The organism is Crossiella sp. CA-258035, assembly GCF_030064675.1.
Classification (GTDB): Bacteria; Actinomycetota; Actinomycetes; order Mycobacteriales; family Pseudonocardiaceae; genus Crossiella.
In genome coordinates this window covers 329,605-354,346 of the sequence record NZ_CP116413.1, presented here as the reverse complement: position 1 = coordinate 354,346, position 24,742 = coordinate 329,605, and the positions used below count along the sequence as shown (strand labels likewise).

The 24,742-nt window shown below is 69.2% G+C and carries 26 protein-coding genes, 1 tRNA gene and 1 pseudogene; 13 read left to right on the top strand and 15 right to left on the bottom strand.

Translation table 11 applies throughout. The features are described from left to right. Positions 1-384: 384 nt before the first annotated feature. A pseudogene (locus N8J89_RS01745) lies at positions 385-642 on the bottom strand (GTP cyclohydrolase I); the annotation flags it as partial. Then, positions 639-2,948: an ATP-dependent zinc metalloprotease FtsH gene (ftsH, locus tag N8J89_RS01740; protein ID WP_283662614.1), complete on the bottom strand. Its 2,310-nt coding sequence runs from the start codon at positions 2,946-2,948 to the stop codon at positions 639-641. The pseudogene N8J89_RS01745 and the gene ftsH, both read right to left, overlap by 4 nt. 434 nt (positions 2,949-3,382) lie before the next feature. Between ftsH and N8J89_RS01735 the strand changes: the two genes are divergently transcribed. Next, positions 3,383-5,092 carry a substrate-binding domain-containing protein gene (locus N8J89_RS01735; RefSeq protein WP_283662613.1) on the top strand — a complete coding sequence of 570 codons (1,710 nt, stop codon included), beginning with the start codon at positions 3,383-3,385 and terminating at the stop codon, positions 5,090-5,092. Here the strand turns inward: N8J89_RS01735 and hpt are convergent, their stop codons facing one another. From hpt to dacB, 4 genes are all read right to left on the bottom strand, one after another. Beyond that, a complete protein-coding gene (hpt, locus tag N8J89_RS01730) occupies positions 5,093-5,647 on the bottom strand; it encodes a hypoxanthine phosphoribosyltransferase (RefSeq protein WP_252483079.1) in 555 nt (184 codons plus the stop codon). It lies immediately after the preceding gene. Between the two features lie 16 nt (positions 5,648-5,663). Then, entirely contained in the window at positions 5,664-6,623 is a 960-nt protein-coding gene (tilS, locus tag N8J89_RS01725) for a tRNA lysidine(34) synthetase TilS (RefSeq protein WP_283662612.1), read from the bottom strand. Positions 6,624-6,627: 4 nt separating this feature from the next. Next, a complete protein-coding gene (locus N8J89_RS01720) occupies positions 6,628-7,701 on the bottom strand; it encodes an Rv3626c family coenzyme F420 biosynthesis-associated protein (protein WP_283662611.1) in 1,074 nt (357 codons plus the stop codon). 67 nt (positions 7,702-7,768) lie between these two features. Further along, positions 7,769-9,316 carry a D-alanyl-D-alanine carboxypeptidase/D-alanyl-D-alanine endopeptidase gene (gene dacB / locus N8J89_RS01715; RefSeq protein ID WP_283662610.1) on the bottom strand — a complete coding sequence of 516 codons (1,548 nt, stop codon included), beginning with the start codon at positions 9,314-9,316 and terminating at the stop codon, positions 7,769-7,771. Positions 9,317-9,498: 182 nt separating this feature from the next. On the opposite strand from dacB, the gene N8J89_RS01710 reads away from it, so the two are divergent. Beyond that, entirely contained in the window at positions 9,499-9,993 is a 495-nt protein-coding gene (locus N8J89_RS01710) for an inorganic diphosphatase (RefSeq protein ID WP_252483075.1), read from the top strand. 72 nt (positions 9,994-10,065) lie between these two features. Here N8J89_RS01710 and N8J89_RS01705 read toward each other — a convergent pair whose 3' ends face one another. Both N8J89_RS01705 and N8J89_RS01700 read right to left on the bottom strand, forming a co-directional pair. After that, positions 10,066-11,736, bottom strand: a complete 1,671-nt coding sequence (locus N8J89_RS01705; RefSeq protein WP_283662609.1) for an MDR family MFS transporter — start codon at positions 11,734-11,736, stop codon at positions 10,066-10,068. Beyond that, a complete protein-coding gene (locus tag N8J89_RS01700) occupies positions 11,737-12,228 on the bottom strand; it encodes a MarR family winged helix-turn-helix transcriptional regulator (RefSeq protein ID WP_283662608.1) in 492 nt (163 codons plus the stop codon). 166 nt (positions 12,229-12,394) lie between these two features. Between N8J89_RS01700 and N8J89_RS01695 the strand changes: the two genes are divergently transcribed. From N8J89_RS01695 to N8J89_RS01680, 4 genes are all read left to right on the top strand, one after another. Next, the gene (locus tag N8J89_RS01695) at positions 12,395-12,850 is read left to right on the top strand and encodes a DUF4442 domain-containing protein (protein ID WP_283662607.1); all 456 of its coding nucleotides are present in this window, start codon (positions 12,395-12,397) and stop codon (positions 12,848-12,850) included. A gap of 164 nt (positions 12,851-13,014) precedes the next feature. Further along, positions 13,015-13,788, top strand: a complete 774-nt coding sequence (locus N8J89_RS01690) for an excalibur calcium-binding domain-containing protein (RefSeq protein WP_283662606.1) — start codon at positions 13,015-13,017, stop codon at positions 13,786-13,788. Continuing rightward, positions 13,778-14,434 carry a hypothetical protein gene (locus N8J89_RS01685; RefSeq protein WP_283662605.1) on the top strand — a complete coding sequence of 219 codons (657 nt, stop codon included), beginning with the start codon at positions 13,778-13,780 and terminating at the stop codon, positions 14,432-14,434. Before N8J89_RS01690 ends, N8J89_RS01685 begins: the two co-directional genes overlap by 11 nt. A gap of 121 nt (positions 14,435-14,555) precedes the next feature. Continuing rightward, the gene (locus N8J89_RS01680) at positions 14,556-15,389 is read left to right on the top strand and encodes an N-acetylmuramoyl-L-alanine amidase (protein WP_283662604.1); all 834 of its coding nucleotides are present in this window, start codon (positions 14,556-14,558) and stop codon (positions 15,387-15,389) included. A gap of 10 nt (positions 15,390-15,399) precedes the next feature. On the opposite strand, the gene N8J89_RS01675 is transcribed toward N8J89_RS01680, so the two are convergent. From N8J89_RS01675 to N8J89_RS01665, 3 genes are all read right to left on the bottom strand, one after another. Then, positions 15,400-15,795: a hypothetical protein gene (locus N8J89_RS01675; protein WP_283662603.1), complete on the bottom strand. Its 396-nt coding sequence runs from the start codon at positions 15,793-15,795 to the stop codon at positions 15,400-15,402. Between the two features lie 207 nt (positions 15,796-16,002). After that, entirely contained in the window at positions 16,003-16,206 is a 204-nt protein-coding gene (locus tag N8J89_RS01670; RefSeq protein WP_252483067.1) for a cold-shock protein, read from the bottom strand. A gap of 295 nt (positions 16,207-16,501) precedes the next feature. Then, entirely contained in the window at positions 16,502-16,981 is a 480-nt protein-coding gene (locus N8J89_RS01665; protein ID WP_283662602.1) for a hypothetical protein, read from the bottom strand. Between the two features lie 35 nt (positions 16,982-17,016). On the opposite strand from N8J89_RS01665, the gene N8J89_RS01660 reads away from it, so the two are divergent. Together N8J89_RS01660 and N8J89_RS01655 are read left to right on the top strand one after the other, a co-directional pair. Further along, positions 17,017-18,300: a hemolysin family protein gene (locus N8J89_RS01660; protein ID WP_283662601.1), complete on the top strand. Its 1,284-nt coding sequence runs from the start codon at positions 17,017-17,019 to the stop codon at positions 18,298-18,300. 1 nt (position 18,301) lies between these two features. Next, entirely contained in the window at positions 18,302-18,700 is a 399-nt protein-coding gene (locus N8J89_RS01655) for an ASCH domain-containing protein (RefSeq protein ID WP_283662600.1), read from the top strand. 4 nt (positions 18,701-18,704) lie between these two features. Here N8J89_RS01655 and N8J89_RS01650 read toward each other — a convergent pair whose 3' ends face one another. Beyond that, entirely contained in the window at positions 18,705-19,160 is a 456-nt protein-coding gene (locus N8J89_RS01650) for a hypothetical protein (RefSeq protein WP_283662599.1), read from the bottom strand. Positions 19,161-19,277: 117 nt separating this feature from the next. Between N8J89_RS01650 and N8J89_RS01645 the strand changes: the two genes are divergently transcribed. Both N8J89_RS01645 and N8J89_RS01640 read left to right on the top strand, forming a co-directional pair. After that, positions 19,278-19,802, top strand: a complete 525-nt coding sequence (locus N8J89_RS01645) for a DinB family protein (protein WP_283662598.1) — start codon at positions 19,278-19,280, stop codon at positions 19,800-19,802. Between the two features lie 6 nt (positions 19,803-19,808). After that, a complete protein-coding gene (locus N8J89_RS01640; protein WP_283662597.1) occupies positions 19,809-20,312 on the top strand; it encodes a DinB family protein in 504 nt (167 codons plus the stop codon). 6 nt (positions 20,313-20,318) lie between these two features. Here N8J89_RS01640 and N8J89_RS01635 read toward each other — a convergent pair whose 3' ends face one another. Further along, a complete protein-coding gene (locus N8J89_RS01635) occupies positions 20,319-20,582 on the bottom strand; it encodes a hypothetical protein (protein WP_283662596.1) in 264 nt (87 codons plus the stop codon). 911 nt (positions 20,583-21,493) lie between these two features. Here N8J89_RS01635 and N8J89_RS01630 point away from each other — a divergent pair. Then, on the top strand, positions 21,494-22,939 hold the full coding sequence (locus N8J89_RS01630) for an RNA/DNA-binding domain-containing protein (protein WP_283662595.1): 1,446 nt from the start codon (positions 21,494-21,496) through the stop codon (positions 22,937-22,939). Positions 22,940-22,950: 11 nt separating this feature from the next. Here N8J89_RS01630 and N8J89_RS01625 read toward each other — a convergent pair whose 3' ends face one another. Next, positions 22,951-23,379, bottom strand: coding sequence for an NUDIX hydrolase (locus N8J89_RS01625; RefSeq protein WP_283662594.1), 429 nt, complete (start codon positions 23,377-23,379; stop codon positions 22,951-22,953). Between the two features lie 71 nt (positions 23,380-23,450). Between N8J89_RS01625 and N8J89_RS01620 the strand changes: the two genes are divergently transcribed. After that, positions 23,451-23,816, top strand: coding sequence for a GntR family transcriptional regulator (locus N8J89_RS01620; RefSeq protein WP_283662593.1), 366 nt, complete (start codon positions 23,451-23,453; stop codon positions 23,814-23,816). 64 nt (positions 23,817-23,880) lie between these two features. After that, a complete protein-coding gene (locus N8J89_RS01615; protein ID WP_283662592.1) occupies positions 23,881-24,228 on the top strand; it encodes a UTRA domain-containing protein in 348 nt (115 codons plus the stop codon). Between the two features lie 244 nt (positions 24,229-24,472). Here N8J89_RS01615 and N8J89_RS01610 read toward each other — a convergent pair. After that, a tRNA-Thr gene (locus tag N8J89_RS01610) sits at positions 24,473-24,546 on the bottom strand. Positions 24,547-24,742 lie beyond the last annotated feature (196 nt).

Sequence of the window (24,742 nt, the reverse complement as noted above, 5' to 3'; positions counted from 1 at the left end):
GTTGACCACCAACGACACCGACCGGGCGCCGACCGAGCCGTCAGCGCACACGGCGCCGACGACGTAGCCGAAGTCGTATCCGGACGTCACCGACCAACGAGTGCGGTTGAGGCTGCGAGCGGCCGTCCACTCGATGTAGCTGCCGCCGACGTCCTTGGCCTCCTGCCAGCCCTCCGGGGTCGCCAGGGGGTGGTCCGGGGTCAGGACGAAGCGCCCCTGCTCGGTCGTCACCTCGACCAGCTCACGGGCCGGGCGGGCGGTGACCTCGGTGACCTCGGTCTGCCGCACCCTGCCGTCGGCCAGCGTCCACAACCGGTCACCGACGCGGACGTCCCTGGCCGCCTTGCGGCCGCCGACGGCGTTGACCGTCTGCTTGCTCGGCACGCAGGTCGAGTACATCGGGATGTCCTTGACCAGCACGAGTTCCTCGTGGGACTCGTCGAAGGTCTTGTTCAGCACCGAGTCGGGTTCGGTGTACAGGCCCGCGAACATCTCGCGGTAGGCGCGGGCGACCCGGGCCGGGGTGTCCTTGAGGCCATCCCGGTCCGGGTCCTCGCCACAGGCCAGGAGCAGTTCGCGGACGGCCGCCTCCGCGCGGGTGTGGTCGAAGGCGGGCCGTCCTTGGTGCTTGTCCGTGTTCAGCGGTTGCCGTCCGGCGGTTCGGAGTCGATCGGCCGGGTGGTGCTGGCGTCCCGGTTGTCCGTCGGCTTGTTCTGCGGCTGCTCGGCGGGCTGGCTGCCCGGCTGCGGCTGCTGGGCAGGCCACTGCTGGCCGCCGGGCACCGTGGCCGGGGTCCAGCCGGGGGGCGCGCCGTAGTAGGGCGGGCCCGCCGAGGGGACCGGCTGGGTCGGCTGGGCCGACCAGCCGGTGGGCGGCTGCGGCGGGTACGGGTTCGGGTTCGGCGCGGGCGCGCCGTTGGGACCCGGTTCCGGCTGCGGGTAGGGCGGGCCGCCGGGCAGGTCGTTGCCGCCGGGGACGGTGGCGACCGGGGTGGGCGCCTCCTCCTGGACCGGGGGCCACGGCTCGCCGCGCTCCTTGGCCAGCTCGCCGGGGGTCTTGATCGGCGGGCGGTCCGAGGGGGTGCGGTCGCCGAAGTCGTTGAACAGGGTGATCCGCGGGCGCTTCTCCACCGACTCGAAGATCCGCTCCAGGTCCTTGCGCTGGAGGGTCTCCCGCTCGATCAGCTCGCGGGTCAGGTCGTCCAGGACGTCCCGGTAAGTGTTGAGCACGTCCCAGGCCTCGTCGTGCGCGGCCTCGATGAGCTTGCGCACCTCCTCGTCGATCTCGTGCGCGACCTCGAGGGAGTAGTCGGCCTGGTGGCCCATGGAGCGGCCGAGGAACGGCTCGCCCTCGTTCTTGCCGTACTTCACCGCGCCCAGCCGGGAGCTCATGCCGTACTCGGTGACCATCGCGCGGGCGATCTTGGTGGCCTGCTCGATGTCGCTGGAGGCTCCGGTGGTGGGCTCGTGGAAGACGAGCTCCTCCGCCGCGCGGCCGCCGAGGGCGAAGACCAGCCTGGCGATCATCTCCGAGCGGGTCATCAGCTCCTTGTCGTCCTCGGGCACGACCAGCGCGTGCCCGCCGGTGCGACCGCGGGGCAGGATGGTGACCTTGTAGACCGGCTCCAGGTCGGGCATGGCCCACGCGGCCAGCGCGTGCCCTGCCTCGTGGTAGGCGGCGATCTTCTTCTCGCGTTCGGAGATGATCCGGCTCTTGCGGGCCGGACCGCCCACCACGCGGTCCACCGACTCCTCCAGCGCGGCGGCGTTGATCAGGGTGCCGTTCTGGCGGGCGGTGAGCAGCGCGGCCTCGTTGATCACGTTGGCCAGGTCGGCGCCGGAGAAGCCCACGGTGCGCTTGGCCAGCGAGTCCATGTCCACGTCGGGGTCCAGCGGCTTGCCCTTGGAGTGCACGTGCAGGATCTGCCGACGGCCGCGCATGTCGGGGGCGGCCACCGGGATCTGCCGGTCGAACCGGCCGGGACGCAGCAGCGCGGGGTCCAGGATGTCCGGCCGGTTGGTCGCCGCGATCAGGATGATCCCGCCGCGGGAGTCGAAGCCGTCCATCTCCACCAGCAGCTGGTTCAGCGTCTGCTCGCGCTCGTCGTGCCCGCCGCCGAGGCCGGCGCCACGGTGGCGGCCGACCGCGTCGATCTCGTCGACGAAGATGATGCAGGGCGCGTTCTGCTTGGCCTGCTCGAACAGGTCGCGCACCCGGGAGGCGCCGACGCCGACGAACATCTCCACGAAGTCCGAACCGGAGATCGAGTAGAACGGCACGCCGGCCTCGCCGGCGACCGCGCGGGCCAGCAGCGTCTTGCCGGTGCCGGGCGGCCCGTAGAGCAGCACGCCCTTGGGGATCTTCGCGCCGAGCGCCTGGTAGCGGCCGGGGTTCTGCAGGAAGTCCTTGATCTCGTAGAGCTCTTCCACCGCCTCGTCGGCGCCCGCGACGTCGGAGAAGGTGGTCTTGGGCATGTCCTTGGACAGCTGCTTGGCCTTGGACTTGCCGAAGTTGAGCACCCGGTTCCCGCCGCCCTGGCTGTTGTTCATCATCCAGAGGAACAACAGCAGCAGCAGGCCGGCCGGTATCAGGTAGAAGAGGGCCTGCAGGAGCACGGACTCCTGGGTGACCTTGACGTCCCAGCCGCCAGTGACGCCCTTGGCGTTCTCCAGCTGGCCCAGGATGTCGTCCGCGCTCTGCGCGGGGAAGTAGGTGATCAGCTTGTCCTTGCCGTCGACCGGGTTGGTCAGGCTGACGCGGAGCCGTTGCTCCTTGTCCTCGAGGACCGCTTCCTTGACGTTGCCGTTCTTCAGCTGCTCGATGACCTTGGACGTGGTTACTTGGGAGAAGCCACGTGCGTCATCGAGCAGGACGCTGAACGCGTAGTAGAGCAGCAACGCCGCGACGATCCAGATCAGCGGGTTGCGGAGCAGGCGCTTGCGGTCCATTAACGTGCGGCCGCGGGGCGGCCTCCACCCTCCCTGACTTGCGTGCCGGGCAACGGAGCACCCGCCGCTGACGCGGAGCGGGAAACCATCGTCCGACCAGCGTACCGCCCATGGTGTAGCGGCTCGGTGAGCGGACCGGCCGCCCACGGACTGTTTCGCCTTGCCAACGGCCGAGTGCCCGCTCTGGTTCCCCAGGTGACCCAGGTCTCGCCGGTGTGACCCCCACCACTGCGAGCTGGCCCGTTCGGTTCAACACCGGTCGCTGAACGCTGGAGGCCGCTGATCCGTACGAGTGAGGGCGAAGGCGGCCGCTTTCCACGGAGGGGTGAACGTGTCATTCTCCGTGATCGCAGAAGTCGGGGTGCGAAAAATTCTCCACCATATCAGGTGGAAGTTAGTGCAGGATTTTCTATACGGAAGGGTCTCGAAGGGCCATGTCTGGTCGTCACCAGCTGTCCAGGCCCAGCGCCGGTCTGAAGAGGGCCGCACTCCCCCTCGGTGCGCTGCTGGGTGTTGTCGTCGCGGCCGGGGCCACCGTGGTCGCGCTGCGGCTGTGGGACCCGGCAGGCGGCTGCACGGGCGAGCTTCCGCTGTACGTGACCGCGGCCGCCGCGGTGGAGCCGGTGGTCAAGGCCGCCGCGGACGAGTTCCACCAGGCCAGGCCGGCGGTGAACGGCAAGTGCGTCAAGGTGGAGGTGCGCCCGCTGAACTCCGCGGACGTGGCCGCCGAGATCACCGGCCCGACCATTCCCGGGCAGAAGGTGCCCGCGCTGTGGATCCCGGACTCCGCGCTGTGGGCCCAGCGCGGCAAGCAGCAGGTCGGCTCCTCGGCCGCGCCCAGCTCGGTGGCCTCGATCGAACCGGGCCAGTCGCTGGCCAGCTCGCCGCTGGTGGTGGTGGCCGGGCCGGGCACCGGCGAGAAGCTGGGTGGCGCGGTGTCCTGGCGGAAGGTGGTCGACGGCGGCGTGGCCACCTCGATCGGCGATCCGGCTGGCACCACCGAGGGCCTGGCCACGCTGATGCTGATCCGCTCCCTGCTGGGCAACACCGACGGCACCCCCCGGCCGGAGCTGGTGGCCGCGCTGCTGCGGGTGGGCCGCAACACCATGCCGCTGGTGCGCGACGGCTTCGACAAGCTGGCCGGCGAGCCGGAGACCGCGCCCGCCTTCTCCGCCACCGAGCAGTCGGTGATCGCGCACAACCGGCGCGGGGTCGGCGCGAAGGCCACCGCGTTCTACCCGGAGGAGGGCACCATCGCCTTCGACTACCCGCTGACCAGGGTGGCCAGCAGGGAGGAGGCGCCGGGCACCGGGGAGGCGGCCGAGTCCTTCGGCCGGTTCCTGCGCAACGAGAGCACCGGCAAGCGGTTCCGGGACGCCGGTTTCCGCGACCCCGGCGGCCGCGCGGACCAGGCGTGGGCCGATGCCGGGGTGAGCACCAACCCGCCCTCGCTGCTGCCGCTGCCCACCCCTGACCAGGCCGCCGAGGTGTTGCGCACCTACAGCGCGGTGACCCTGGACGCCCGGATGCTGGCGGTGATCGACGTCTCCGGCTCGATGGCGGCCAAGGCGGGCAACGGCCAGTCCCGGATCGAGCTGGCCCGCGACGCCGCGGGCACCGCGCTGGGCCTGCTGCCGGACACCACGCACATCGGCCTGTGGGCCTTCTCCACCGACCACGCGCCGAACCGGCACTGGAGCGAGCTGGTCAGCCTGGGCGCGCTGGCCGAGCCGATGGCCGGGATGAACCGGCGGGCCGCGCTGGGCGCCGCCGCGGCCACCCTGCCCGGCAAGGTCAAGGGCAACACCGCGCTCTACGACACGCTGCTGGCCGCGGTGCGCACGGTGAAGAAGGACTTCGACAGCAAGCGGGTCAACTCGGTGGTGCTGATCACCGACGGCGCCAACGACAACCGCTCCGGCCTGGACCTCAACAGCCTGGTGCAGACGCTGACCGCGGAGGCCGACCCGGCCCAGCCGGTGCCGGTGATCGGCATCGGACTCGGGCCCGATGCCGACCTCAACGCGTTGCAGCAGGTCGCGAAGGTGACCGGCGGCAAGGCCTACGCGGCGCGGGAGGCGACGGACATCCGCTCGGTGCTGATGGACGCGCTGATCCAGCGCCGCTGTAGGCCGAACTGCTGATCAGGTGGTGTAGACCTTGGGGTCCAGGGTGCCGATGTAGGGCAGGTCGCGGTAGCGCTCGGCGTAGTCCAGGCCGTAGCCGACCACGAACTCGTTCGGGATGTCGAAGCCGACGTACTTGACCGGCACGTCCACCTTGACCGCGTCCGGCTTGCGCAGCAGCGTGCAGACCTCCAGCGAGGCCGGGCGGCGCGAGGCCAGGTTCTTCAGCAGCCAGGACAGGGTCAGGCCGGAGTCGATGATGTCCTCGACGATCAGCACGTCCCGGCCGGCGATGTCCCGGTCCAGGTCCTTGAGGATGCGGACCACCCCCGAGGAGGAGGTCGCGGAGCCGTAGGAGCTGACGGCCATGAAGTCCAGCTGGACCGGCACGGGCAGCGCCCTGGCCACATCCGCCATGAACATCACCGCGCCCTTGAGGACGCCGACCATCAGCAGGTCCGAGGAGCGTCCGTCAGTCGGGTAGTCGGCGGCGATCTTCGTCGCCAGCTCGGCGGTCTTCTCCTGGATCTGCTGCTCGGAAACGAGCACGGAGGCAATGTCGCCCTCGTACACCGCGGCTTCCCCTCAGTCACAAAGAACGGTCGAGGACCAGCCTGTCATGCGCGCGCCCGGCCACCAACCCGCCGGGCACCGCGACGCCCCCTTGACCACGCCAATCAGCCACCAGGGCGTCCACGGAGCGCAAATGGGCGTCGGTGAGTTCGCTCACACCCGCGCCGAGCAGCCAGCTCCGCAGCACCCGGCGGCGCAGCGCGGCGGGCGCGGCCTTGAGCGCGCCGACCGAGAGTCCGTCGCCGTCGCGGGCCTGGCCGAGCAGGTCGGCGGCCAGCTCGTCCAGGGCCTGGCTGTCCTCGCGGAGCTGGGCGGCGGTGCGGGCCAGCGCGGCGGCCACCCCGCCCCGCAGCACGTCCTCCAGCAGCGGCAGCACCTCCTGGCGCAGCCGGACCCTGGTGTAGGCCGGGTCCAGGTTGTGCGGGTCGGCCCAGGCGTCCAGGCCGAGCGCGGCGCAGGCGGCCGCGGTGGTGGCGCGGGAGAGGCCGAGCAGCGGGCGGCCCCACGGCGGGTCCAGCTCGGCCATCCCGGCGATCGAGCGTGGGCCGGAGCCGCGGCCCAGGCCCAGCAGCACGGTCTCGGCCTGGTCGTCCCCGGTGTGCCCGAGCAGCACCAGCGCGTCGTCCGGCCGGGCGGCGTTCAGCGCGGCGTAGCGGGCGCGGCGGGCGGCGGCCTCCGGGCCACCGGGGCCGGTGACCTCGACGGTGAGCACCCTGGCCCGCGCGCCGAGCTCGCGCAGCTGCTCGGCGGCCCTGGCGGCCACCCCGGCTGAGCCGGGCTGGAGCTGGTGGTCGACCACCAGGCCGTGCACGGCCAGCCCGCGCTTTCGTCCACAGTGGACAGTCGCGGCGGCAAGGGCCAGCGAGTCCGCGCCGCCGGAGCAGGCCACCGCCACCGGTCCGGTGACCTGGTGGCGGTCCAGGAACCGGCGGACCGCGGTGCGGACCGCGGCCACCGCGGGGTCGGGCGCGGCCAACGGCTCAGCCGAGCACGCGGCGGATCCAGGCGTCCGGATCGGCGATCTCGGCCCGGGTGGGCAGCGTCTCCGGCGACTGCCAGACCTGGTTGAACGCGGCCATGCCGACCCGGTCCACCACGTGCCCGGTGAAGGCGGAACCCTGGGCGTACTGGCGGATCTTGGCGTCCACGCCGAGCAGCGCGCGCAGCACCCGGTCGGCCACCCCGCGCGGGTTGCGGCGCACGGTGAACCGGGAGCGGATGGTGGCCACGCTGGGCACCACGGCCGGTCCGGCGGCGTCCATCACGTGGTCGGCGTGCCCCTCCAGCAGGGTGGACAGCGCGATGATCCGGTCCAGCACGGCCCGCTGCCTGGGCGACTGCAACAGCTCGACCAGCGCGGCCTGGTTCTCCTCGCCGTCCTTGCGGCGGGCCGAGCGCAGTGCCTCGCCGACCCGGGAGAGCAGTCCGGCGGTGGCGTCGTCCATGCTGGAGAGCAGGGTGCCGACCTGGGCGGCGAAGTGCGCGCGCAGCCAGGGCACCGCGGTGAACTGGAGCCGGTGGGTGGACTCGTGCAGGCAGACCCACATCCAGAAGTCCTCTTCGGGCACCCGCAGGGCCTGTTGCGCGGCCACGATGTTCGGCGCGACCAGCAGCAGCCTGCCCTCGCCGTCCGGCCCGCCGAACGGGTCGTACTGCCCGAGCACCCTGGTGCTCAGGTAGGCCAGCACCATCCCGGCCTGCACGCCGGCGGTCCCGGCCAGCACGCCGCCGCGCCAGCCGCCCGCGCCGCGGGGCAGCGCGTGGTCGGTGAGCGCGGCCAGGCCGTCCACCGCGCCGCGCACCCAGGCCGGACGGTCCACGACCTCGCCGGGCAGCAGCGGCAGGTCCAGGCCGAGGCCGGTGAGCTGGCGGACGTGTCCCTCCGCGGCGACGGAGAGCTCCCGCATCCCGCGCACGGCCGCCTGGGCGGCGTCGCGGGCGATGACGGGCCCAGGGCGGAGCAGCCGATGGGCGGTCGCCGTGGCGACACCCCAGTCGACAGGCCCCGGCCCCTCGGCCGGATCCAGTGGCCGTGCGGCCGATCCCGCGTTCACCCCTGGGACGCTACCCGCCGAGCCCCGTGATCGTCATCGGCCAGCCGGTGAACAGCGGGGTCACGTTCTAGGCGCAGCCGCAGCGGCGCAGCGCGGAGGCCAGCGTGTCCAGCGCGTCCCTTGCCGGGTCGCTGGCCGCGCCGGTGGCCATGAAGGAGAAGACCAGCAGCCTGCCGTCGTTGGTGGTGACGATCCCGGCCAGGCTGTTCACCCCGTCCAGGGTGCCGGTCTTGGCCCGCACCCAGCCGCGCCCCCCGGCGGCCTGGCCCTTGTCGTAGCGCTTGGCCAGGGTGCCGGTGCCGCCGGCCACCGGCAGGCCGGTGAGCATCGGGCGCAGCTTGGCCGCGCGCGCGTCGGTGCCCGAGGCCGCGGCCAGCAGGGAGCTGAGGAACTTCGCCGAGACCCGGTCCTCGGTGGACAGGCCGCTGGCGTCGGACATCTTCACCCCGGTGATGTCCAGCCCGTTGCGGGACAGCGTGTCCAGGGTGGCCTTGCTGGCCCCGGCGAAAGAGGGCTCGTTGCCGGTGCCGCGGGCCAGCTCCCTGGCCACCGCCTCGGCCAGGATGTTGTCCGAGGTGGACAGGAAGGAGGCGACCAGGCGGGGCAGCGGCGGCGAGTCGACCTTGGCCAGCACCTTGGCGCCCTGCGGCGCGGAGCCGACCTCGATCGCCGGGTTGCCGCCGAGCCGTTTGGCCAGCTCCTGGGCCGCGGCCTGGGCCGGCTTGTCCGAGCGCGGGGTGGTGGAGGTGAGCGGGTCGCGGCGGGCGGCGTCGAGCATCAGCGGCACCAGCGGCGCGATGTGCCCGCCCGCCACGTCCACGTTCAGCCAGCCGGGGGCCATCGGCGGCCCGGCGAACCGGCCGACGTCGATGACGATCTTGCTCACCGGGCCGCCCGCCTTGGCCTTGACCTGCTCGACCAGGTCGTCCAGCCGGGCGGCGTCCGGGAAGAAGTAGGTGGGCTTGTTCGCGGGCAGCCCGGACAGCGTGGTGTCACCGCCGCCGACCAGCACCACGGTGCCCGGTTCGGCGCCGGCCACCACGGTGGTGCTCAGCCTGGTCTGGTGGTCCAGGGCGAGCAGTGCGGCGGCCGCGGTGACCAGCTTGCCGGTGGAGGCCGGGGTGCGCGCGGTGCCCGCCCCGCGCTCCCACAGCACGTTGCCGGTGGTCCCGTCCAGCACGCTGCCGGTCAGCTCGCCGAGCGCGGCGTTGCCGGCCAGCGGGTCCAGCGCCGCGGCCACGCCCTGCGCGCTGGGCGTGGGCGCCTGCGGGGGCAGCGCGCGCAGCGCGGCCTGCGGGTTCAGCGGCGCGGGCGGTGGCTGGGTGCCGGGGCCGCCCGGACCGCTGAGACCGAGCTGCTGGGCCAGCCACGGGCCGCCGAGCACGCCACCAACGCCGAGCGCGGCCAGCAGCACCAGCACGGTCGCCAGCACCACCAGCTTCCTGCCGCGTTTCCCCGGATCGGGTGGTGGTTCAGCCGCGGTGGCCGCCGGGGGCGGCGGGCCGACCCTCATCGGCTGCGCAGGAGGCGCGCCGGGCACCGGCAGTCGCACCGTCACCTGGTCCAGGTCTGGGTTGACCTGCGGTGATGAGCCCTGCTGTTCGCCTCCGGTCACGCGTGTCCTCCTGCGGCGGATGGGGGAAGAAGTTCTGAAACCCGGTCAATGTCACACCGACCCAGACCCGCTCGACGGGCTTTCAGCGCGACTCGTGGTCCACACTAGACGGGTCTAGACACAGCTTCGCTGCGCCTGCTAGCCGGAGCCGTGCCGATCCGAAGAATCGAGCGAGGAACCGCGTGGAGTTCGACGTCACCATCGAGATCCCCAAGGGTGTGCGGAACAAGTACGAGATGGACCACGAGACGGGGCGCATCCGGCTGGACCGCACCCTGTTCACCGCCACCCAGTACCCGGCGGACTACGGCTTCGTGGACAACACGCTCGGCGAGGACGGCGACCCGCTGGACGCGCTGGTGCTCGTGCAGGAGCCGACCTTCCCCGGTTGCCTCATCCGCTGCCGCACCATCGGCATGTTCCGGATGACCGACGAGAAGGGCGGCGACGACAAGCTGCTCTGCGTTCCGGCCGCGGACCCGCGTTCGGAGCACCTGCGCGACATCCACCACCTGGCGGAGTACCACCGCCTGGAGATCCAGCACTTCTTCGAGGTCTACAAGGACCTGGAGCCGGGCAAGAGCGTGGAGGGCGCCTCCTGGGTCGGCCGCACCGAGGCCGAGGCCGAGGTCGTCCGCTCCTACGAGCGCCTCAAGACCGCTGACGGGCAGCACTGACGCCCAGCACACCGAGCACCACAACGGCCCCGAGCGCGCAGTGCGCCCGGGGCCGTCGTCGTTGTCAGCTGATCAGCCGGCCAGTGCGGCCGCCGCGTGCTCCTCCTGAGCCCGGCGCTGCATGCCGGACTGGTTGGACAGCGGCTTCTCCTTGAGGAACCAGACCAGCACGAAGGCCACCAGCATCACCATCGCGCCGGTGAAGAACACGGTGTCCATCGCGGAGGAGAAGCCGTCCTGGAACGGCCGCGCCAGCCTGGGGTCGAGGTTGATCAGGAAGGACGTGTCGTCCAGCGAGGGCGCGCCGACCCCACCGTTGGCCATCATGTCCAGCACCGGCTTGTTGGCCGGGTTGGCCAGCACCGCCGGGTCGCGCACCGCGGCCAGGAACTCCGGGGTGAGCGCGGCCGAGCGCAGCGCGCTGGCGATGCGGTCGCCGACCACCCCGAACAGGATGGACAGGAAGGCCGCGGCGCCGATGGTGCCGCCCATCTGCCGGAAGAAGGTCACCGAGGCGGTGGCCACGCCCATGTCCGAGGGCGAGACGTCGTTCTGCACGGCCAGCACCAGGGTCTGCATGCAGGCCCCGAGGCCCCAGCCCATCAGCACCATGTAGACCGCGCTCAGCCACAGCGGGGTGCTGAAGCCGATGCTGCTGAACAGCAGCAGCGCGGCCACGATCAGGCCGATGCCGACGATCGGGAAGGACTTGTACCGCCCGGTCTTGGCCGTCCTGGTGCCGGCGAACAGGCTGGCGGAGAGGATGCCGAAGGTCAGCGGCAGCATCATCAGGCCGGACTCGGTCGGGCTCATGCCCTTGACGATCTGCAGGTACAGCGGCAGGGACAGCAGTCCGCCGAACATGCCGATGCCGATGATGAAGTTGAGCCCGTTGCCCAGGCTGAACACCGAGCTGCGGAACAGCCGCAGCGGCAGCAGCGCCTCATCGCCCATCCGCCGCTCGGCGAGCACGAAGGCCACCAGCCCGGCCACGCCCAGCCCGATCAGCCCCAGGGTGAGCGGGTCACCCCAGCCCCAGTGGCGGCCCTGCTCGGCCACGATCAGCAGCGGCACCAGGCCGACGGTCAGCGCGGCCGCGCCGAGGAAGTCGATGCGGTGGTTGACCCGCTTGTGCGGGATGTTGAGCACCTTGGTGACCACGACCAGCGCGGCGATGCCCAGCGGCAGGTTGACCAGGAAGACCCAGCGCCAGCCCTCGACGCCGATGAAGCTGTCCAGCCCGGCGAAGAAGCCGCCGGCCACCGGACCGGCCACGCTGGAGATGCCGAAGACGGCCATGAAGAAGCCCTGGTACCGGGCCCGCTCCCGGGGCGGCAGCACGTCGGCGATGATCGCCAGCGCCAGGGACATCAGGCCACCGGCGCCCAGGCCCTGCACGGCGCGGAAGGCGGCCAGCTCGTACATCGAGTTCGCCACCCCGCACAGCGCGGAGCCGATCAGGAACAGCGAGATCGCGGTCAGGTACATCGGCTTGCGGCCGTAGATGTCGGACAGCTTGCCGTACAGCGGGGTCGAGATGGTGGCGGTGATCAGGTAGGCGGTGGTCGCCCACGCCTGCACGGTCTGCCCGTGCAGCTGGTCGGCGATGGTGCGCATGGCCGCCGAGACGATGGTCTGGTCGAGGGCGGCCAGGAACATGCCCATCATCAGACCGGTCATGATGGCCATGATCTGGCGGTGGCTCAGGCCAACGCCGGCTGGCGCGGTTGCGGTGTCTGACATCTACTTCTCCACTCCCGAACGGGCGTAGTCGACCAGTTCGGCGATCAGGCCGGGCATGTGCTCCTCGTAGGCGCCCACGAAGCGATGCAGCAGGGTGGCGAACTGCCGCCGGTCCTCCGGCGGCCAGTCCGACACCATGCTGGCGATCATCTCGTTGCGGCGGTCGCGGTGCCGCAGGAACAGCTCACGCCCGGAGTCGGTGGCGGCCAGCAGGGTGGCCCGGCCATCGACGGGGTCGGCGGTTCGTTCGACCAGGCCGTCCTTGACCAGTTGGGCCACCTGACGGCTGATCGTGGATGGATCGGAGTGGACGGCCTCGGCCAGCGCGCTGGACCGCAGCGGCCCGGTGTGCGCCAGCGTGGCGAGCAGCGTGAACGAAGTCTTGTCGAGCCCCAGTTTTGCGCTCTGTGCCGCCATGCAGGCCGTGGCCCGGTTGAGCCGGACCAGGGCCATGCCGATCTCGTTGGCCTGGGCCAGACCGGTCTCGTCCATGTGATCCTCTAGTTGCTTGCATCATCCAATTAGTTGCTGCATACAAGCATGCGGCGAGAACTCTTATTCCGCAAACTATTTTCGGTGTGAGCTGGCTCGCCGCACGCTGCGCATACGCCCGGTCACCGCTTCCCAAACACGGTTACTCGTGAGTAACATGCCGGGCATGAGCGTGGACACCAGCCAGGTCGGCGAGCTGATGAAGCAGGTCGTGCCGTGGGTGCGCACCGTCGGCATCGAGTTCACCGAGACCAGCCCCGACCGCGTGGTGGTCTCCCTCGGCGATGCCGAGGAACTGCGCAACCACGTCGGCGGACCGCACGCGGCGATGATGTTCGGCGCGGCCGAAACCGCCTCCGGCGCGCTGGTGCTGGCCGCCTTCGCCGAGCAGCTGGCGATCGCGATCCCGCTGCCCACCAAAGGCCAGATCGGCTTCTACAAGCTCGCGCTCGGGCAGCTGACCGCGACCGCCACGCTGGGCCGCCCGGCGGCCGAGGCGGTGGCCGAGCTGGAGTCGGGCACCCGGCCGGAGATCCCGGTGCACGTGGAGATCACCAACGCCGAGGGCGTGGTCACCGGCGCGCTGGACATCATCTGGACCCTCAAGCCGCACTCGAAGTAGCGCTCACCACCCTTCCGGGGCCGGACCTGGCACGCGTTGCGTGTCCAGGTCCGGCTTTTTGTGTCTGAGCGCCCTGTTCGGGGCGGGCATCGGTGCAAGGATTGTCACGGCTGGTGAACAGTGGTGAACTGCCCGGAGCCGTGTCGAGTCCGCCAGGAGAAGTGATGAGTGAGTTGCCCAGGGTCTCCGCGCTCCGCCGCTGGTGGTGGCGGGCCGCGACCTGGCAGCGACTGCTCAGCACCACCGGCGGCACGCTGGCCGTGGTGGCCATGATCAGCGCGGCCGGCTCGCTGCCGGTGCTGCCCGCGGACCAGGGCACCCCGCTGGCCGGTGGCGGCGAGGTGGTGCGGCCGCTGAGCACCTCCAGCGCGACCACGCCGAGCATCACCGCGCCGCCGGTGGCCGGGCGCACCCCGGCCTGGCCGAGCCGGGTGCTGACGGTGACCAAGGTGGTGGACGAGCGCACCATCACCGGCACCGACGAGCGCGGCGACCCGGTGACCCTGCAGGTGGTGGGCACCCCGCAGCCGAGCGCGCAGCCCGGCTGCTCGGCGGCGGAGGCGGCCCGGTTCGCCGAGAAGGAGCTGCTGGGCAAGAAGGTCGGCCTGCTGGACCTGCGCGAGGACGCGGCGGGCCGGGCGGCCAGGCTGTTCACCGGCGGCCACGAGTACGCCCGGCTGCTCACCGACTGGCTGGCCGGCTGCCAGCGGGCCGCGGCCACCAGCACGCCCACCGCGCCGACCACCGCCGGTCCCCCGCCCAGCGCCGGTCCGCCGCCGACCACGGAGACGAAACCGCAACAGACCACCCCGGCTGAGCCGTTCTACAAGAACTGCGCGCAGGTCCGGAAGGCGGGCAAGGCGCCGCTGCTGCGCGACCAGCCCGGCTACCGGGCGGAGCTGGACAAGGACGGCGACGGGGTTGCCTGTGACCGGTGAGCAGTCCGAGGACGCGGCGGTCACCGCGTTGATCGAGTGGCAGCGGGAGCCCGGCCGGGCCTACGGCTGCCCGATCGGCCACGGCGAGCTGGCGCCCAAGCGCAACGGCTCCGGCCTGCTGCTGGTGTGCCCGGAGTGCGCGCACACCCTGCCGGTGGACCCGGTGCTGGTCACCGAGGTGCTCGGCGAGCGGCCGCCGGATGAGGTGGAGCCGCCGCTGCTGCCGGACGGCCGGACCCCGCGCGGGCTGTCCGCCGACGGCCTGGTGCGCACCACCGGCTGGCTGATCATCGGCGGCCGCCCGGTGCCCACTCCCGCGCTGACCGCGCTGGCCGGGGCCGCCGTGCTCACGCCGGTGCTGGGCTGGCTCGGGCTGGCCATCGGCCTGGTGGCCGGTTTCGGCTGCTGGCAGCTGGTGATCTCCTGGCTGCAACCGGCCTCCCGGTTCACCGCCGGTCCGGCCGTGCTGGCCTCGGTGCTGCGGCCCGGCCAGTGGGCGCGGCTCTACGGCAGCCTCGGCCCGGTCGGCCAGGTCTCCGGCACCGCGGCCACCGCCTCCGGCGACCTGGTGGTGCGCTTCCGGGGCGGCGCGCAGGTGGTGGCGGCGCCGACCGATGAGCTGATCACCGTCGAATTGCTCGACTAGCCGGACACTCACCCACTTGGTGGTAGACCAGGTGGTTTTTTCACCACACCCTAGAGATAACCGAGCGCATCCAATTCGTAACTCTCAGTTATCACTTCTCGTTGAGCTTGGGGTGATCGCCATGGCTCACGCACTCACCTGGATGGCCACCGTGCTCCGGCAAGCCGGGCTGTCCGTACAGGAGGTGGCCGGCTGGCAGGACCGCGGCCACGGCAACGTCTCGGACATCCGCGGCGTGATGATGCACCACACGGCAGGTCCGGCGATCGGGAACTTCCCGTCCCTGGACGTGGTCGTGAACGGCAGGCCCGGCCTGGCCGGTCCGCTGTCCAACCTGGGCCTGGCCCGGGACGGCACCTGGTACGTCATCGCGGCCGGCCGCTCGTACCACGCGGGCGCGGGCTACGTCGCGTGGTGCGGCCGGGACAACGGCAACAACCACATCATCGGCATCGAGGCCGAGTCCACCGGACGCGGCGACTGGACGCAGGCGCAGCTCGACGTCTACCCGCGAGGGGTCGCCGTGCTGCTCCGCCACCTGCGACTGGCCGTCGACCGGGCGATCGCGCACAAGGAGTGGGCTCCTTCGCGCAAGATCGATCCGGCCGGGTGGCCCGGCGACATGACCGGCTTCCGGGCGGGAGTCGCGCAGTGGATCAACGGGGACCAGTTCCAGCAGTCCGACCGGGACCGGCTGATCCGATTGGAGACCGCCGTCGACGAGCTGCGTCGATGGCCCATGGGCGGCCCGCGGCTGATCCGGCATGAAGCGACCGGGTCGCAGTGGCTGTACGTGCCAGGAAGTGTGCTGGTCGCCCTGCAGGGAGAAGAGGACGTCGACTTCCACGGCAACCACCGGCTGGCCGGGCAGAGTGAGCCGATCGCGCTGGACACCGACTCGATCCGGCGACTGGCCGGGCTGGTGCCGCACGTGATCGGGGAGCTGCCCGCGTAGCCGGCCGGCGCTAGATCGCGGTGGCGAGCCTGGCGGTGGGCGCACCGGAGGGAATGCCGGCCTGCACGGTCGCGGTGAACAGCTGGGTCGCCCGGCTGGCGCGCACCGCGTAGACGGTGCCCGCGGACTGGATGACCACGGTGTGCCCCAGCCAGCCGCCCGAGTCGACGCTGGAGATCTGCGAGTAGAGCACGGCGAGGTTCCATCCGTCGCGACCGGCCGCCAGCACCCGGCGGTTGGTCGCGACCACCAGCACCGGCCCGACCCCGGAGAGCATCCCGGCCACCGCCGCACGGACCCGTTCACCCGCTCCGAGTAGTCCGTCGAGCAGTTGGGTGGCCTCGCCGTGGCGCAGACGGAGTCGCCGCGGTACGGCCGTTAGGTGTTCTTCGAGGTCAGCACGCATGACGGGAGTCTTCGCCTCGAAGCTCCGCTGCGTAATCACCCAAATGGGTGCACTTAGCGGAAGAAAACGGTTAACCGCAAGGGTTCGCTTGGGTGATCTTGCACACGGAATCAATACAGTCGGTAGTTGGTAGAGACACGAATGGCCCGCACCGAGTGGTGCGGGCCATTCGCCAGGTGGAACTGAGCAAGATCAGAAACGCGAAGATCAGACTGCGCGAACCTGGTCAGCCTGCGGGCCCTTCGGACCCTGGGTGATCTCGAACTCCACCCGCTGGTTCTCCTCCAGCGAGCGGTAGCCCTTGGCGACGATCGCCGAGTAGTGCACGAACACGTCCGGTCCGCCGTCGTCCTGCGCGATGAAGCCGAAGCCCTTCTCGCTGTTGAACCACTTGACAGTGCCAGAAGCCATTTTTCTCTCCTTGCAGGGCCGATCTCACGCCCAGGTTGGAGGCGTGGTCGCGGTCCAGATCCGCCCTTTCCCCGAAGGGTTCGGCATACAAGAAAACCCGTGGTCACAAGCCCACGGGCGCTCAAGGCAAAGCTGACTACGACTAGCAAAGCGTAGCGCAGAACCGCTCTCTCGAGGAGAGATCCACATAACGAGAGTGATCCAGAACACTGTGGGTCCGTTATGGTCAGCGGAGAGTACGGAAGTACATCGGCTGTCCAGGTGAATCTTCCGCTTTAGAGCGCCTTACGCTCCGTTATCGCACCGGTTCCAGCCAGGCCGGCACCGGCACCCCGCGGTCCCGGCAGACCACCAGCAACTGCTCGATCAGCTCGGCCGCGGTGACCAGTCCCCACACCAGGACCACGCTCGGCTCGGCGTCCACCACCTGCCCGGCGGCCAGCTCGGCCCCCGCCGCGTCGCCGTCGGCCTCCAGCTGCACCGAGGCCAGCACCAGCGCCCGCGCCCGCCGCACCTCGGCGTCCACCGGGGCCGGGCCGGGGCGGGACTCCAGCCGCACGGCCAGCGTGCCCGCGATGTCCCAGCCGACCTCGTGCAGCATCGCGGTGGCCCCGCGCACCAGCACGTAGAGCAGCTCGACCAGCCGGTCCCGGCCGGCCCGCGCGTTCTCCGCCAGCACCTGCCTGGTCCGCTCCAGGTCGTGCGCCCGCAAGGCGAGCAGCAGCGCGACGGCCTGACCGCGGGCCCGCGCGTGCTCGTCGGCTTCCGGGTGCATATCCCGCATAGTGCGCCACTACTGTGTCCGGCACCATGGACGGTTACTGGCTCAACCTCGCGCTCGTCGCGTTCCTGATCCTGGTCAACGCCCTGTTCGCGGGCAGCGAGATCGCGCTGATCTCGTTGCGGGAAGGGCAGTTGCGGCAGCTGGAACGGCGCGGTGGCCGGACCGCCACGGTGCTGCTGCGGCTGACCAGGGACCCGAACCGGTTCCTGGCCGCGATCCAGCTGGCGATCACCCTCTCCGGCGCGCTCGCCTCGGCCACCGCCGCGGTGACCCTGGCCCAGCCGCTGATCCCGGCGCTGTCCTTCGCCGGCACCGCGGCCGGTCCGCTGGCGGTGGCGCTGGTGACGCTGGTGCTGACCTTCTTCACCCTGGTCTTCGGCGAGCTCGCGCCCAAGCGGCTGGCCATGCAGTACGCGCACCGCTGGGCAATGCTGGTGGCCCGGCCGCTGGACCTGATCGCGAGCATCGCCCGCCCGGCGATCTGGGCGCTGAGCCGGTCCACGAACCTGGTGGTGCGCCTGTTCGGCGGCAACCCCGACGCCGGGTCCGAGCAGCTGAGCCCGGCGGAGCTGCGCGACCTGGTGGCCGGGCACCGCGGCCTCAACGCCGAGCAGCGGATGATCATCACCGGCGCGCTGGAGATCCACGAGCGGCTGCTCCGGCACGTGCTGGTGCCGCGCCGCGCGGTGGTCACCGTGGCCGCCGATGCCACCGTGGCACAGGCCAGGGCGGTGCTGGCGGAGTCCGGGCACTCCAGGGCGCCGGTGGTCCGCTCCGGCCACCTGGACGACGTGGCCGGCATCGTGCACCTGCGCGACCTGCTCGACGACGGCGGCACCGTGCTGGCCGCGGCCCGCCCGGCGACGATCTTCCCGGACAGCCTGCGCGTCTCCGACGCCCTGCGGCAGTTCAAGGCCAGCCACCAGCAGTTCGCGCTGGTGGTCGACGAGCGCGGCGCGGTGGACGGCATCGTCACGCTGGAGGACCTGCTGGAGGAGATCGTCGGCGAGATCTACGACGAAACCGACCGGGACATCCTGTCCGTGCGCACCGAGCCGGACGGCTCCATGCTGCTGCCCGGCACCTTCCCGGTGCACGACCTGGAGGACCTGGGCGTCGAGCTGACCGACGCGCCGGAGGGCGACTACACGACCATCGCCGGCCTGGCGCTGATCGCGCTGCGCCGCATCCCCGACCAGCCGGGCGACCGGGTGGAGCTGGCCGACTGGGTGATCGAGGTAAAAGCGGTGGACCGGCACGCCATCACCCAGGTCCACTTGCGCCCCAAGACCAAGCGCGGGGAGAGCTGAGATGACCTGGGACCGGCTGGACGGCCTGCGGGTGCTGGAGCTGGGCACGCCCGGCGAGATGCGGGACTGGCTCAACGAGTGCGTGCTCAGGGGCGACAAGCGGGCCACCGCGGGCCTGCTGGTGGCCGACTACCAGGCCGAGGGCGAGCCGGTGGAGCACGTCGGCGAACTGCTGGCGCTGGTGGACAGCGAGAGCAAGCGGATCGGCACCGCCGAGGTGACCAAGGTCGAGGTGGTGCCCTTCGCCGAGGTCAGCTGGGAGTTCGCCCAGGCCGAGGGTGAGGGCTTCACCTCGATCGAGCACTGGCGGAGAGTACACGCCAAGTTCTGGACCGAGGCCGGCGCCGAGGTCGGGGACCAGACCGAGGTGGTCTGCATGCGCTTCCGCCTGCTGCCCTGAGCGCTCAGCCCACGCTCAGCAGCAGCGCGGGCACCAGCACCAGCAACGCCACCCCGAGCCGCCACGGCCAGGCCACCCTGGACGCGGTGGCGAAAGCGGCGACCAGGTACCCGAGCACCCCGTAGAGCAGCAACAACACCGGCTGCGGCAGCGGCACGGACAGCTCGGTCAGCACCCGGCCGGCCGCCCAGATCCCGACCGGCCCGAGCAGCGCGATCCGCCACGCCCGCTCGACCCCGGCCAGGTGCAGCGCCAGCCAGGCCAGCCCCGCCCCAGCCACCACGCCCAGCGGGAAGGCCAGCAGCGCCACGCCGAGGCAGTTGAAGCCCTGGTTGGTGCACAGCACCTGACCGGTGATCAGCGCGTTGACCAGCCACATCACCAGTCCGGGCAGCACCCCGGCCACACCGGCCACGGTCAGCCTGCGCCCGGTCGGCTCGGTCACCGCGGCGGTGGTCACCACCCCAGCATGCCCCGCCGGAAAACGTCCCCAAACTTGTTTCCAAATTAGGACCGTAGCTGACCTATAGGGCTCATAACGTAGTCCCCAGCAGCCCAAACGAGGAAGGCAGATCCGATGACCAGCTCCGCACCGATCAGCACCGACACCACTCTGACCGGCGAGCGCGCCGACCTGCTGGAGACCCTGGGCAAGACCCGGTTCTTCCTCCGGCACACCGCGCAGGGGCTGACCGACGAGCAGGCGAACAAGAACACCACCGTCAGCGAGCTGACCATCGCCAAGCTGATCAAGCACGTGGCGAACACCGAGAAGGGCTGGGTCGACTTCATCCTGGAAGGCCCCTCGGCCATGGCGATGGAGGAGACCGACTGGGCCGAGGCCTGGAACATCAGCGAGGCGGAGACCCTGGAGGTGCTGCTGGCCCGCTACGCCGAGATCGCCCAGCGCACCGACGAGCTGATCGCCACCCTGCCCAGCCTCGACCTGGCCCACCCCCTGCCCGAGGCCCCCTGGTTCGAGCCGGGCGCCGCCTGGTCCGCCCGCCGGGTCTTCGCCCACCTGATCGCCGAAACCGCCCAGCACGCCGGCCACGCGGACATCATCCGCGAGTCCCTCGACGGCCAGAAGTCGATGGGCTGACCCGAGATGACCACGCCGACGGGCGAGCGCGCCGACCTGCTCGACGCGCTCGCCAACGCCCGGAACTTCCTCCGCCTGACCACCCAGAACCTCACCGACGAGCAGGCCACCCAGCGCACCACCGCCAGCGAGCTCACCCTGGCCGGCCTGATCAAGCACGTCGACGGCGCCGAAGCGGGCTGGGCCCACTTCATCCAGCACGGCCAGGAGGTGATGACCTGGGACGAGGAAGCAGGCGAGACCTGGACCGACACCTTCACCCCCAAGCCCGGCGAGACCCTGGCGGCGCTGCTGGCCCGCTACACCGAAACCGCCCAGCGCACCGACGCCCTCATCGCCACCCTGCCCACCCTGGACGTGGCCCACCCCCTGCCCGAGGCCCCCTGGTTCGAGAAGGGCTCGTGGACCGCCCGCCGGGTGATCACCCACCTGATCGCCGAAACCGCCCAGCACGCCGGCCACGCGGACATCATCCGCGAGTCCCTCGACGGCCAGAAGTCGATGGGCTGACCAGCCTCAACTCGAGGCGGCACAGTGCCGGCACCGCTTGTCCGCCACCCGCGCGGGATTGTCCCCACCGGTCGCGGGAATGGCCTCGGCGTTGCCCAACCGCTCCCAGGCCCGCGGCACCCCGCGGATCTCGCCCCAGCCCCGGTAGTCGGGCGGGGCGTCGTGGTTGCAGGCGCCGGGCAGGTGCGCGGTGTTGGTCCGGCTCACCAGGATGAGATCCGGTTCGGTGCGCACCACGACCCGCCGCCGGGTGTGCGGACACTGGCCCACGGGCAGGTCACAACGTTCGCATCGCGCCATCGCTGAAGTCACCCCGCCATCTTCCGGATCACCCCGACAGAACCGGGCCCCGAACGGCAGAAGACCCAGGTCACATGTGCTGACCTAGGTCTTCTGCTTGCTGAGCCGCCTAAGGGAGTCGAACCCTTGACCTACGCATTAGGGGTCAGGTCAAGCCCAGTCCGCCGGGGTTCGACCTGGTTCGCATTGCCGGTCTGCGGGGTTGGACGGACAACCGCGAACGGCGTCGGATCGCCCCGAACTTTAACTCGAACTGCAACCCTGACCGCAGCCACTGAGCCGCCCTCACCAGCGTCGGAGCGGTAACGTTCACGTCTCCATCCGGCGCATCTTCGTCCACACGCGACACGCCTAGGCCGGGCCGTTCGACGAACGGGCATGACCGCCGAACCGCCCGTCGACAAGGCTCCGAGCCACTGCTGGCGGCTGCGCTGCGCGCGCCCGGATGAGTCGACCTGGCTCCGTCAGCCACTGGCGTTGAGCCGCTGCGCTGAGCGTCTGCCGATACTCGTTGGCCGTCGGCGCCGAGCGTCGTCGGGCGTCGATCGCCCGAACCAGCTCAGGCGGGTCACCCGGCGGGCGACCGTGACGGCCTGGCCCCGGCTGGCAGATCGGTTCTTGGACGGCGCGGCTACCGGTGCGAGAGGAACTGCCCGCGTCGCCGGGCGCGGCGACAGACCGGCCGCCGCAGCGAAGCGGATGGCGGCCTTGTCCGGGTGGGTGCGCCTGGCGCACGCCGAGCGCACCCACCGCGCGCCGCCCGGCGGCGCGCCTTGGTCCCATAGAGTCGAATTCGGCAACACGCACTTGCCAGTTACTCACTCGGCAGGCCGAGCAAGAAGCACTAGTTCCAACACCCTATTCATGACAGGATCTTGCCTATGTCAATCCAAGTCACCACAGTGACCCAGGGCGAGATAACTAGAGTTCTCACCCTTGAAGAGGGTCACTTTGCTGACCTGAAGGCCATCGAAGTTGCTCCGTCGAAACTGAGTAGATCAATTGCTGCGTTTGCCAATACCGACGGAGGAGAACTATACATAGGAATTGACGAAGACAAGGGGGAGAACAAGAGGAAGTGGCGAGGATTCTCACAGATTGAGGATGCAAACGGTCACATACAAGCTTTCGAGGACCTTTTCCCGCTTGGCCAATACTTCAGTTACGAGTTCCTAAAGAAGGCATCCGGCAGAGATGGCCTAGTACTTCGAGTAAACATCCAGAAGTCCAAAGATATCAAAAAGGCAACAGACGGAAATCCATTTATTCGTCGAGGTGCCCAGAATATCCCCGTAAGGACCGAAGAAGCGCTTCAAGTACTGAACCGAAATAAGGGGATCACATCATTTGAAACTGAGACCGTTTCCGTCCCGCTGAACTTCGTAAGCAACTCTGAAACGATAATTGAGTTCATGCTTTCGATTGTCCCTATTGTTGAGCCGGAAATATTTCTCGGCAAGCAACTTCTCAGACACGGAGAAAAGCCGACAGTAGCGGCAGTTCTGCTTTTTGGCGACGAACCACAAGCGGCGTTACCAAAGCGCTCAGCCATCAAGATTTATCGATATAAAACGACCGACCAAGAGGGCTCGCGCGAGAACCTTGCCTTCTCGCCAATCACAATTGAAGGCTGCCTATACAAGCAGATCTACGCAGCGGTAGAGAAGACGACTGAGCTGATCCAAGAAATCCAGCTTCTTGGTCCTTCCGGGCTTGAGTACATCGAGTATCCGAAAGAAACCCTGCATGAGATCATCACAAATGCTGTCTTGCATCGGGATTACGGCACAGCCGACGACGTCCACGTGCGAATCTTCGACAACAGAGTTGAGATCGAAAGCCCTGGGAAACTACCAGCACACATTACCGCAGAGAATATCCTGAGTGAACGCTACTCCCGAAATGGCAGCATTGTTCGCTGGATCAACAAGTTTCCCGATCCGCCAAACAAGGATATCGGCGAGGGTCTCAACACTGCTTTTGCGGCCATGAAGAAACTTAAGCTAAAGCAGCCAATTATTCGCGAGTCAGCCCACTCTGTTATCGTTGAAATTAAGCATCAGAAGCTTGCCTCGCCCGAGCAGATGATTATGGATTATCTGGATAAATTTCCGGAAATTACCAACAAGACAGTCCGACAACTCACCGGGATCGGATCAGAAAACACCGTCAAGACACTATTCTACCGACTTGCCGGCAGACAGCAGATTGAACGCGTACCCGGCAAGGGCGGCGGATCAGCAGCCTGGCAAAAGTTTACCGGTACAAGCGCTCCGGAAGCTCCAGAGAAGAAGACTTTCACACGAAAGAAGAAAGATAGCAAATAGCTCCACACTCATTACAACCTAGAGTGCAAGAGACAAATTGAATGATTGAATCTATCATGGCTACGGATAGAATCCGTAACCCTCACGGCGCGAACTGGGGCCATAACTGACTCAATCTCAGGCAATGTCATCCAGCGAACGTCCGCAGCTTCATCCGCACCCTTAACGTCAGCAGAAATGGGGAGAGACCGGAATGTCAGGGCGGCAATGTCTTGAGCCATATTCTTATAGACACCGGTAAGGTTGCCAACGTGAACCAGCATTCTGGTCTCCTCTTGCACTTCTCGCATTATCCCCTCCTCGAACGTCTCGTCATGTTCGAGTACTCCACCTGGCGGCTCCCAATGGCCGTTGTCCCCGCGTCGGATGACCAGCACGCGGTCGCGGTCGGTGACGACGATTCCGGCGACGCTGACTGAGTACTTGTGCGTGTCGGTCATGCCCTCCACTTTCCTTCGAGGGTGGTCTATGAGAGACAGAACTCATCTAGCCGTCTATGAGAGAGTGAGCTGTGCTGGATCTCGGTACTGTCAATCGGTCGGACGATCGCTCACCTTACCGTCAGATAGCCGATCTCCTGCGTGAGCAAATCAAGCTTGGGCGAATCCCGGCGAGCGAAAAGCTCCCTTCGGAGAGTGCGCTCATCGAGCACTTCGGCGTTGCTCGGATGACGGTTCGGCAGGCGATACAGGAACTGCGTAGTGAGGCCTGGTCGTCGCGGAACATGGCAAGGGTGTTTTCGCGCGGTCGGCTCCGCCCGTGCGGCGGCTGGCTTCGGATCGGTTCTCCAGGAAGCACCGGGAGCAAGGAAAGCCGGCGTTCCTCGTGGAGGCCGAAGCCGCGGCCTACTCAATCGGTGTTGATCAGATCCGCGTAACCAACGAGACTGTCTCCGCGGACATCGCTGAGCGGCTGGAGATCTCGCCTCGGAACGGGTCATCGTGCGGTCACGGCGCTACCTTGCGGACGGTCGACCGATCGAGGTCGCCACGTCGTACATCCCGGAGAAGGTGGCGGCCGGGACTGCCGTCACGGAGGCCAGCCCCAGGCCCGGTGACATCTACGCGCGACTGGCGGAGGCCGGGCGCGAGCTCGCGCACGTGAAGGAGGAGATCTCGGCCCGGATGCCGACGCCGGAGGAGCGGAAGGTGTTGGAGATCGGGCCTGGTGTTCCGGTGATCACGTTGCTGCGCACGGCGTTTGACCAGTCGGAGCGGGCTGTGGAGGTGTGCGACACCGTGAAGATCGCGCACGTCCATGTGCTGGAGTACGACATCCCGACCGACTGAACTTCGTGGTTGCGGAAGCGATGACTAGTTGCACTCCTCTAGACTTCTGTTTGCTTTGAGACTCACCTAGACGACTAGGTGAATCACGCAGAACTACACCCATGTCAGCGACCTGACGAAGCGAGACGGGGCGGGGCGGATGGGGTCAGCCCTGTAGGACTGAACGGCGACGGACCGGCCGAACTGCAACCCCAGGCGCAGACCAGGGCGCCTCCGGAACCGGAAACGCCCTGGTCATCTCGCGAGCCGCCTAAGGGAGTCGAACCCTTGACCTACGCATTACGAGTGCGTCGCTCTAGCCGACTGAGCTAAGGCGGCGAGACAAGCAGAGTCTAGCGGTAGCTGTCCGGCACTCCCAAGCCAGGTCCGATCTTCCCAGATCAGACTGGGTTTCCGCAGCTCGGCGCCGCTGGGTGCCCCGTCGTCCGCGCACCAGCGCGTGGGTGATCGAGTTGGTCGGTTGCGTTACCCGCAGTACCCCCCGTCGTTAGGCCTTGCGTGACGCCGGTCTCAT